Source organism: Spirillospora sp. NPDC049652, assembly GCF_040675125.1.
GTDB lineage: Bacteria > Actinomycetota > Actinomycetes > Streptosporangiales > Streptosporangiaceae > Spirillospora.
The window spans coordinates 1-2,487 of sequence record NZ_JBFAOF010001007.1 but is presented as its reverse complement, the minus strand read 5'-3'; the positions used below and the strand labels follow the sequence as shown (position 1 = coordinate 2,487).

Genomic DNA, 2,487 nt, shown 5'->3' with positions numbered 1-2,487 from the left:
CGTCGAGGAGGGCGTCCGGCGCGGCTGGCTGCGGCAGGGGCACCGCCGGCCGCTCGGCGACCTGCCGGAGGAGCTGGCCGGCCGATACGACGTGATCAGCATGCACCACCACCTGGAGCGCGCCGGCGACCCGCTCGCCGAGCTGGACGCCGCCGTGAAGGCGCTGCCCGCCGGCGGCCACCTGCTGATCGAGCAACCCGACCCCGCGTGCCGGCTCAACCTCCTCGGCCGGTTCTGGCTCCCCTGGCTCCAGCCGCAGCGCCTCGAACTGGTCACCGCCGCGAACCTGGTGGAGGCGCTCGGCGCTCGCGGCATGCGGGTGCTGGCCGTCCAGAGGCGCGCCGCGCACCAGCGGTACGACGCCGTGGCGGCGGTCTCCATCGCCGTCAACACCCTCGCGCCCGACCCGTCCCTGCCCTGGCGGACGCGCCCGCCGACGCGCGCGGCCCGGCTGCGCCACGCCGTCGCCCAGGCCGTGCTGCCGCCGCTGCTGGTCGCCGCCGCGCTCGCGGACCGGCTGGTCCTGCCCATGATCCCCGGCCCCGGCAACACCTACCGGGTGCTGGCACGAAAGGACGAGGGATGACCGACACCCTGGCGACCGGGTCGCACCCAGCCCCGGACCAGCCGACCCCGGACCGGACGACCCCGGACCACCCGGCCCCGGACCACCCGGCCCCGGACCACCCGGCCCCGGACCGGCCGAGCGCGAGCGGGCCGACCCCGATCCAGCCGACCGACACCCCGAAGGACGCGCCGGTGGGACTCGCCGACGACCCGGAGATCCGGATCACCGCCCACATCTACCAGCGCGTCTTCGGCGTCCCGCCCGCCGCCCTCCGCCGCGCCCCGGGCGGCCTGACCCTGCTGGGCGGCGTCGCGCACACCCCGGACGCGGCGCGCGGCCCCGCGCTGGCCGTCGCCCTCGCCTGGGGCGCGGTCGTCGCCGCCGGCCCGCACCCGGAGGGCGGCGTGGACCTGTACTCGATGAACCGGCACACCGACCGCTGCACGTCGCTGGACCGCGTCCCGGACTGGGCGGCGGGCGCGGCCGAGGCGCTGCGCGCGCACGCCGACCCGCCGCCCCCGGCCCGGATGGTCGTCGACCGCGAGCTGCCCGCCGAGACGGGCCTGCTGAGCGGCGCGGAGACGGTGTGCGCGGCGGCGATGGCCCTCGGCGACCTGCACGGACCGCCGCTGGCGTCCGGACCGTCCGCCGCGACGCCCGAGTACCTCGCCGCGCTGCACTCCCGGGCCCGGCACGCGCTGCTGATCACCTCGGACGGCCCGGAGCAGATCCCGTTCGACCTGCACGCGGCGGGGCTGCGGCTGATGGTGATCGACGTGGGCGCGACCGAGCAGGCGATCCCGGCCGAGCCGGACCCCGGCATCGTGGAGCGCGCGGCGGCGGCGCTCCGCGCGGGCTACCCGGCGGGTCTCGGGCCGCTGCTGACCGAGGTGCACGTGCCCGGCCGTCCGACACTGGACCTGGCATTGACGGCCGCCCGCGACGCGGGGGCGCTCGGCGGTCGCGCGCTGGGCCGATGCGCGGTCGCGCTCGTCCCGCTGGAGGCCGTCCCGCGCGTCCGCGCGGAGGTCATCGGACGCCTGGGCGGGCACACCCGCCGTCCGCCGCGCTTCCTCACCGCCGTCGCGAGCGGTCGCAACGGCTGACCCCGCAACGACCAGCGGGCGAGGCGGTCAGGAGCCCGCGGGGCGCGGGGCGGTGCCACCGGGCGGGCGGGGGGCGGCGCCGCGTTCGCGGAGGGCCTGCTCGACCAGCGCGACGGCCTGGACGAGTTGGACGAGCCGGGCGCCCTCGCGGCGGTAGGTCTCGAGGACGGCCTCGATGCCGTGCGGCGGGACGGCCCCGGCGAGTTCGACGCGCGCGGAGCGGAAGCCCTCGCGCGCGGCCTCGACGGCGGCGGTGACGTGGTGCCGCGCCATCCGGGCGAGCGCGACGGGGTAGCGGCGCAGGACGCCGTAGCGCCGGTACTCGGGCGGGACGAGCTCCAGCAGCCAGGCGAGCGCGGTCTCCTCGAACCGGTCGGTTCCCGGCGGGTGCACCTGCGGCGGCCAGCCGGGCGGGACGAAGCTGCTCACCTGCCCAGAATACCCCAATGTCGAAACTTTGTTCGATCGAGCGCCCGTTGTCCGGTTCTTGCCCCGGCGGCGCGGAACCGCCGGTCGACCTCGGGAAACGCTGCGAACAGCCGGGCCCTCGCGCCGGGCCTACTCCTGAGGGGCGGGGGAGCCGCCGGGGCCGGAGCGGCGGATGCGGATGCGGCCCGTCTCCAGGTCGTCACGGCCGGAGTCGCCGGCCTGGAGCATGTCGTCGTGCTTCAGCGTGCGCTGCCGCTCCTGCTCCTCCTGCTTGACCTTCTTGGAGCCCTCGAAGGCGGAGGCCAGGTCCTCGAAGAGGCCGCCGCCCATGCTCGCGCCGGTCTCGCCGTCGCCGCGGATGGCGCCCATCAGCGACGACCTGCC

The 2,487-nt window shown here is 77.6% G+C and carries 3 protein-coding genes and 1 pseudogene; 2 read left to right on the top strand and 2 right to left on the bottom strand.

All coding sequences use genetic code 11. From position 1 onward, the window contains the following. Both AB0J52_RS36125 and AB0J52_RS36120 read left to right on the top strand, forming a co-directional pair. Positions 1–586, top strand: a 586-nt coding sequence (locus tag AB0J52_RS36125; protein WP_500187408.1) for a methyltransferase domain-containing protein, incomplete at its 5' end; no start/stop codon positions are given. Then, positions 583–1,674: a GHMP family kinase ATP-binding protein gene (locus AB0J52_RS36120; protein ID WP_500187407.1), complete on the top strand. Its 1,092-nt coding sequence runs from the start codon at positions 583–585 to the stop codon at positions 1,672–1,674. The genes AB0J52_RS36125 and AB0J52_RS36120, both read left to right, overlap by 4 nt. A 27-nt stretch (positions 1,675–1,701) precedes the next feature. Here AB0J52_RS36120 and AB0J52_RS36115 read toward each other — a convergent pair whose 3' ends face one another. Both AB0J52_RS36115 and AB0J52_RS36110 read right to left on the bottom strand, forming a co-directional pair. Beyond that, positions 1,702–2,103: a hypothetical protein gene (locus tag AB0J52_RS36115; protein ID WP_500187406.1), complete on the bottom strand. Its 402-nt coding sequence runs from the start codon at positions 2,101–2,103 to the stop codon at positions 1,702–1,704. 129 nt (positions 2,104–2,232) lie between these two features. After that, a pseudogene (locus AB0J52_RS36110) lies at positions 2,233–2,487 on the bottom strand (DUF6191 domain-containing protein); the annotation flags it as partial.

Coding starts and splice junctions, on each gene's coding strand:
- AB0J52_RS36120 (WP_500187407.1), top strand. CDS start 583: ATGACCGACACCCTGGCGACCGGGTCGCACCCAGCCCCGGACCAGCCG.